The sequence below is a fragment of the Lacticaseibacillus pantheris DSM 15945 = JCM 12539 = NBRC 106106 genome (assembly GCF_001591865.1).
Taxonomy (GTDB): Bacteria; Bacillota; Bacilli; order Lactobacillales; family Lactobacillaceae; genus Lacticaseibacillus; species Lacticaseibacillus pantheris.
Window position 1 is genome coordinate 1 of sequence record NZ_BCVS01000127.1, and the last position, 6,068, is coordinate 6,068.

The 6,068-nt window shown below is 55.2% G+C and carries 4 protein-coding genes and 1 other annotated feature; all 4 genes read left to right on the plus strand.

Annotated features, from left to right (window positions below):
* The first annotated feature begins 116 nt into the window (after positions 1-116).
* Positions 117-323: a binding site (T-box leader), on the plus strand.
* A 94-nt stretch (positions 324-417) separates the two neighbouring features.
* Positions 418-3,078: a valine--tRNA ligase gene (locus LPA02S_RS10330; protein ID WP_054648833.1), complete on the plus strand. Its 2,661-nt coding sequence runs from the start codon at positions 418-420 to the stop codon at positions 3,076-3,078.
* Positions 3,079-3,259: 181 nt separating this feature from the next.
* On the plus strand, positions 3,260-3,901 hold the full coding sequence (locus LPA02S_RS10335) for a DNA alkylation repair protein (RefSeq protein ID WP_225355000.1): 642 nt from the start codon (positions 3,260-3,262) through the stop codon (positions 3,899-3,901).
* A gap of 53 nt (positions 3,902-3,954) precedes the next feature.
* On the plus strand, positions 3,955-5,250 hold the full coding sequence (locus tag LPA02S_RS10340) for a bifunctional folylpolyglutamate synthase/dihydrofolate synthase (RefSeq protein ID WP_054648835.1): 1,296 nt from the start codon (positions 3,955-3,957) through the stop codon (positions 5,248-5,250).
* A gap of 46 nt (positions 5,251-5,296) precedes the next feature.
* The gene (locus LPA02S_RS10345) at positions 5,297-5,947 is read left to right on the plus strand and encodes a JAB domain-containing protein (RefSeq protein ID WP_056957129.1); all 651 of its coding nucleotides are present in this window, start codon (positions 5,297-5,299) and stop codon (positions 5,945-5,947) included.
* The last annotated feature ends 121 nt before the right edge of the window (positions 5,948-6,068 follow it).

Here is a 6,068-nt window from a genome sequence, read left to right on the forward strand (position 1 = left end):
GGAGCACCCCACGTAAGCCGCAGCTCCCCGGCCCGACCGACGCTGCCGTTCGCTAAAAAGCCATCCTTTTACAGTCGCCAACCGTTGACCGTTCACCGGCTATCGGCTATACTGTAGCCAATACGTTGAGCAAGAGGGTTAACAGCGCCGGCTTCACAGAGACGCAACGGTGAGTGCAAGTTGCGACCGGGTTGTTAATTGTAGCTTGTGAGTGCCGTCCTGAACTAGCAGTAAGGATGGTCGGCTACGGCCGTTATCCGTACTGAGTGGGTTGCCGCAGGGCGACCAATTTAGGTGGCACCGCGAGTAGACTCGTCCTAATACGTTAGGATGGGTCTTTTTTGTTTTCGCGGAGCACAGTCACGGCGACAGTCACTTTTTTGCACTAACGAAAACACTTTTTATGGGGGAATCAGCATGACGGAACACAAATTAGCACCAAAGTACGATCCCAAGTCCGTTGAAAACGGCCGCTACCAGCAATGGGTCGAATCGGGTGTCTTTAAACCAAGTGGCAACCAAAAGGCCAAGCCATACACTATCGTTATCCCACCGCCAAACGTAACGGGTAAGCTGCACATGGGGCACGCTTGGGACACGACTTTGCAGGACATGATTATTCGCCAGAAGCGGATGCAGGGCTTCGACACCCTCTACCTGCCAGGGATGGACCACGCGGGTATCGCTACCCAGGCCAAAGTTGAGGCCAAACTGCGTGAGCAGGGGATTAGTCGCTACGATCTCGGCCGGGACAAGTTTGTTGAGAAGGTCTGGGAGTGGAAGGATGAATTTAGCAAGATTATCCGCAACCAGTGGGGCAAAATGGGCCTGTCACTCGACTACGACCGCGAACGGTTCACCCTGGACGAGGGGCTGTCTCAAGCCGTGCGCAAAGTGTTCGTCGATCTGTACAACCAAGGCTTAATCTACCGTGGCGAGTACATCGTTAACTGGGACCCGCAAGCCCGGACCGCGCTGTCCGACATCGAGGTTATTCACCAGGACGACGAGGGTGCCTTTTACCATATGATCTACAAGTTTGCTGACGGTACGCCGGGCGGCATCGAAATTGCGACGACGCGGCCTGAAACCATGTTTGGTGATACCGCGGTGGCCGTGAACCGCCACGATCCGCGCTATGAGAAGGTTATTGGTAAGAAGGTCATTGTCCCTGGCGTTGGTCGGGAAATCCCGATTATCGCTGATGAGCACGCCGACATGAACTTTGGGACTGGTGCCGTTAAAATTACGCCCGCCCACGACCCTAACGACTTCCAGGTCGGCCTGCGCCACAACCTAGAACGCATCAACTGTATGAATGATGACGGCACGATGAACGACGAGGCTGGTAAGTATGCAGGCATGGACCGGTTTGATTGCCGCAAGGCCCTGGTAAAGGACCTGCAGGCTTCCGGTGACTTAATTCAGATTGAACCAATCGTGCACTCGGTTGGGCACTCTGAACGTACCGGTGTGCAGGTGGAAGCCCGCCTGTCGACCCAGTGGTTTGTGAAGATGAAGCCACTAGCCGAGAAGCTGCTGGACAACCAGAAGACGGACAACAAAGTCGACTTTGTGCCTGGCCGCTTTGAACACACACTCACTAACTGGATGGAAAACATCCATGACTGGGTTATTTCCCGTCAACTTTGGTGGGGACACCGGATTCCGGCCTGGTTTAACAAGGAAACCGGAGCCATGTACGTGGGGATGGAAGCACCAGAAGACGCTGAAAACTGGGAACAGGATCCCGACGTTCTGGATACCTGGTTTAGCTCCGCGCTCTGGCCGTTCTCCACGCTGGGCTGGCCGGACACGGATGCGGCTGATTACAAGCGCTACTACCCGACCAACACGTTGGTAACTGGCTATGATATCATTCCGTTCTGGGTTGCCCGCATGATGTTCCAGGGGCTACACTTTACCGACCAACGTCCTTTTGAGCACGTGTTGATTCACGGGTTGATGCGTGACGAGCAGGGCCGCAAGATGAGTAAGTCTTTGGGCAACGGGATTGATCCCATTGACGTCATTGATAAGTACGGGACCGACGCACTGCGCTGGTTCCTGGCCAACGGGACGACTCCTGGGCAGGACGCCCGCTTTAGTTACACGCAGCTGGATTCGGCCTGGAACTTCATCAACAAGATTTGGAACGTTTCGCGTTACATCATGATGAACCTGGATGCTGACCAGGCCCCCGCCCACAAGCCCGACCCAGCGAAGTTCGATTTGGCCGATAAGTGGATCTTTGCTGAGTTGAACCGGACGGTTGCCAGTGTAACCGCCAAGTTCGATAAGTTTGAGTTTGGTGAAGCTGGCCGTGACCTGTACAATTTTATTTGGGGCGAATTTGCGGACTGGTACATCGAAATCAGTAAGGCTACGCTGACTGGCGACGATGAGGTGGCCAAAGCCGAGAAGCGCAACAACCTGTTGTACGTCCTGGACCAGATTCTGCGGTTGCTCCACCCAATCATGCCGTTCGTTACTGAAAAGCTGTGGTTGAACATGCCACATGAAGGTGATTCAATCGTGACGGCGGCCTACCCGGTCACGCACGCCGAGTTCGATAACGATGAAGCCGCTGCGGAAATGACGAACGTGCTCGACTTGATCCGGGCCGTCCGGAAGATTCGTAACGACGTGAACGCCCCATTGAGCACGCCAATTGACGTGATTATTTCGCTGAACGACAACCAACTCGAAAATGCGTTTACTTCAAACCGCGAAGTGTTGGATCGGTTCCTGCACACCAAGACGCTGGAAATTCTGGCTGACGGGGTGGAGGTCAAAGAGGCGCAGAAATCGGCGTCCGCCGTTATGGCCGGTGCCACCGTCTACGTGCCCTTGGCTGAGTTAGTCGACTTTGACAAGGAAACTGCCCGGTTGAACAAAACCCTCGCTAAACTTGATGGTGAGATTACGCGGATTGATAAGAAGTTGGGTAACCCCGGCTTCACCAAGAACGCACCTGCAGAAGTCATCGAGGAACAGAAGCAAAAGCGTGCTGGCTTCGTCGCTGAGCAGGCAGCTGCTCAGGAACGTCTGGCACAGCTGGATGCTGCACAAAACTAATTAATGGTTCCGTAATATTGTGTGTTAGGCGATAGGGCCGCACGCACCGCTCATGGAGGGCGGCGCGTGCGGCCCTATTAGCGTGCGCCAATAATTGTATTTTGGTCACTACGGTTAACGTCGTGGGTGGGTAACATGGTAAAATTAACTTAACGGTAGTGGATGTGAAGGGGGAAAAGTAGTGGTCGATTTTAACTTTGTGCCGAACGTCACTAATCAGGCGGCGATGGCTAAGTATATGCTCAACCAGTTTCCCTTTGCGGGTTTGAAGACACCCGAGCGCAAACTCCAGTCGCGGCTGTTGCTTCTGTCTAGCCGTGGCTGGTCGGTGCCCACGGTCATTCAAACCGTTAATGATTTGTATGCCCGTGATGAACGCGAATATCAGTACCTGGCAATCGATTTGGCGCGGAAGCACGCGCGCCAATATGAATTAGCCGACTTGGTGGCACTGGGTCCACTAGTCATGCGCAAAAGCTGGTGGGATTCCGTCGATGCGTGGCGGCCACTATTTGGCGACTATGTGCGGCTGTATCCGCAGACGCTGGCAGATGTGTTCGGCATCTTTGCGGAGCACGATAATTTTTGGATGCGGCGGGTCGCCATTACCCTACAACTGGCCAGCAAAGATGCTACGGATACCGCGCTGTTAACCCGGGCCATTGAGTACGACATCGATACGGACGAGTTCTTTATCCAGAAGGCCGTTGGGTGGGCGCTACGGCAATACAGTAAGACGGATTCAGCCTGGGTACGGCAGTTCATGACTGATCATTCACAACTCAGCACGCTTGCGGTACGTGAGGGCAGTAAGTACTTGTGAAGCCCAGCGCGAGCAAACAGTGTTGGTAGCGATAATGAGGAGGAAAAAGGAATATGTTTACAGATTATGCGGGCGCGTTGGCGTTTATTCATGACTTACCCCGGATCACCAAAACGGCGGACCACACAAACCTGTTGAAGGTCCTCGCAGCACTCAATCATCCGGAGCAGCATGGTCATTATATCCACGTTACCGGGACCAACGGTAAGGGCTCGACGACCAACATGATTGCCAGTATCCTCCAGCAAAGCGGCCTGACGGTGGGGATGTTCACGTCCCCATTCATCAACCGCTTTAACGAGCGTATTCAAATTGACCGGACTCCCATTAGCGACGATGAGTTACTCAACCTGGCCCAACAAGTTGCTGGTATATACACAGAACTGCGGGCTCAGGATAGCGACTTTGTTTTGAAGGAGTTTGAATTTGTGACCGCCATGGGGTTCGCGGCGTTTGCCCAGCATAACGTGGACGTAGCGGTCATTGAGGTTGGCATCGGGGGTACGCACGACGCGACCACGGTGATCAAGCCGGATGTGGCCGTCATTACCAACGTGGCTTTGGACCATACGCGGATTTTGGGCCATACCATTGGCGCCATCGCGACCGAAAAGGCGGGGATTATCACCCCTGGAAGTTCGACGGTGACGGCGGACTTGGTTGCGGACGCGTTGGGCCCGGTGCGTAAGCAGGCTGCGGCGGTTGAAAGTCCGCTGGCTACGCTGGGCGACGCCTTTGCGGTTAGCGGGGTGCATTACCGGAATGGTGGCACCGTGTTTAAGTACCAGGACGGGGATGGCAGTATGGCCGGCCTGTGGGTCCCGATGGCCGGTGATTACCAGGCACACAACGCGGCTGTGGCCGTGCGGGCGGCGAAAACCTACGCCCGATTGCAAAGTTGGCCAGTAACGGCTTTGGAAATTAAGCGGGGATTGAAGGCGGCAGTCGTGCCAGCACGTATGGAAGTGATTAGCACGGACCCGACCGTGGTGCTTGATGGTGCCCATAATCCTGACGGTATGCGCAACGCGTTGGGTGCGGTCAAACTTTTTGGTGGTGCCGGCGACGTGGTCATTATTGCGGGCATTCTGCACGATAAGGATCTGGACACCATGATGGGGCAGCTGGCCAAGACGGATTGGCCCGTAGTGTACGTGCCGGTACCGGACAACCCACGTGCGGCCAGCATTGACGAGTACAAAGCGGTCGAGGAGGACGCCATGGTGGCGGCTAGTTGGCAGGACGCCCTGGCCACCATCTTGGCCGGTGACGCAAGTCGCACGGTGGTGATTATGGGCTCGTTGTACTTAGTGAGTGATGTCCGCCAAACTTTGTTAGGTACTAAGTAGTTTTGTGTCACCCCCTTGCGAAATATCTTTGCGAGGGGGTGTTTTGGTGGAACAAAACGAACGTATTATTGCTATGCCGACTGCGGCCAACTTGCTGGGGGACCGCGAGTTGGTGACGGCTGCCGTCCACGTAGCGGGTGCGGCCGACGCTACGCGAGCCGTCCAGTCGGTATTGCAACATTATCCGGATTTGGAGCAATTAGCCGCAGCGACGGTGAACGAGGTAGCCGCATTACCGGGATTGAGTAGCACGGTGGCGCAGAAGTTATTGCTGATGGTTGAGCTAGGCTGCCGGGCGCAGTCGCGGTTGGCGGTGCGGCACGGCAAAGTGGTGAGTGCGGGTGAGCTAGGGTCAACGATGATTCGCCACTTTGCGGGCCGGACGTACGAAGAAATGCTGATTCTGTACCTGGACGTGAAGAACCAAATCATTAAGCAGGAAACCGTATCGGTAGGTGGGATTGAAAGTAGCCTCATTGACCAACGGGTGTTGTTGCGGAAGGCAATTCTGTACGGCGCGGCCCAGATGATTATGGTGCACAACCATCCGAGTGGTGATCCGCAGCCGAGTTCAGCCGATATTAGCGTGACACAAAATGTGTTGGAGGCCAGCAACTTGGTGGGCATCGCGTTGGTAGACCACCTGGTGATTGGCAGCACGGACTACGTATCGTTCCGCGAGCACGGGTATATTTAGGCATTGCATCAACGGCTGGTCGATCGCGGAGACGTGACGTTCCAGCCGTTTTTGCGTGGGGTGGTTGTGGCCGGTGGGGGTGCCGTGAGGTGCTGCGACTTGGTGGACCGCTCCACGGTGA

Bases quoted from the DNA above. Each gene is read 5' to 3' on its own strand.
- LPA02S_RS10340 (WP_054648835.1), top strand. From the start codon at position 3,955: ATGTTTACAGATTATGCGGGCGCGTTGGCGTTTATTCATGACTTACCC.
- LPA02S_RS10330 (WP_054648833.1), top strand. From the start codon at position 418: ATGACGGAACACAAATTAGCACCAAAGTACGATCCCAAGTCCGTTGAA.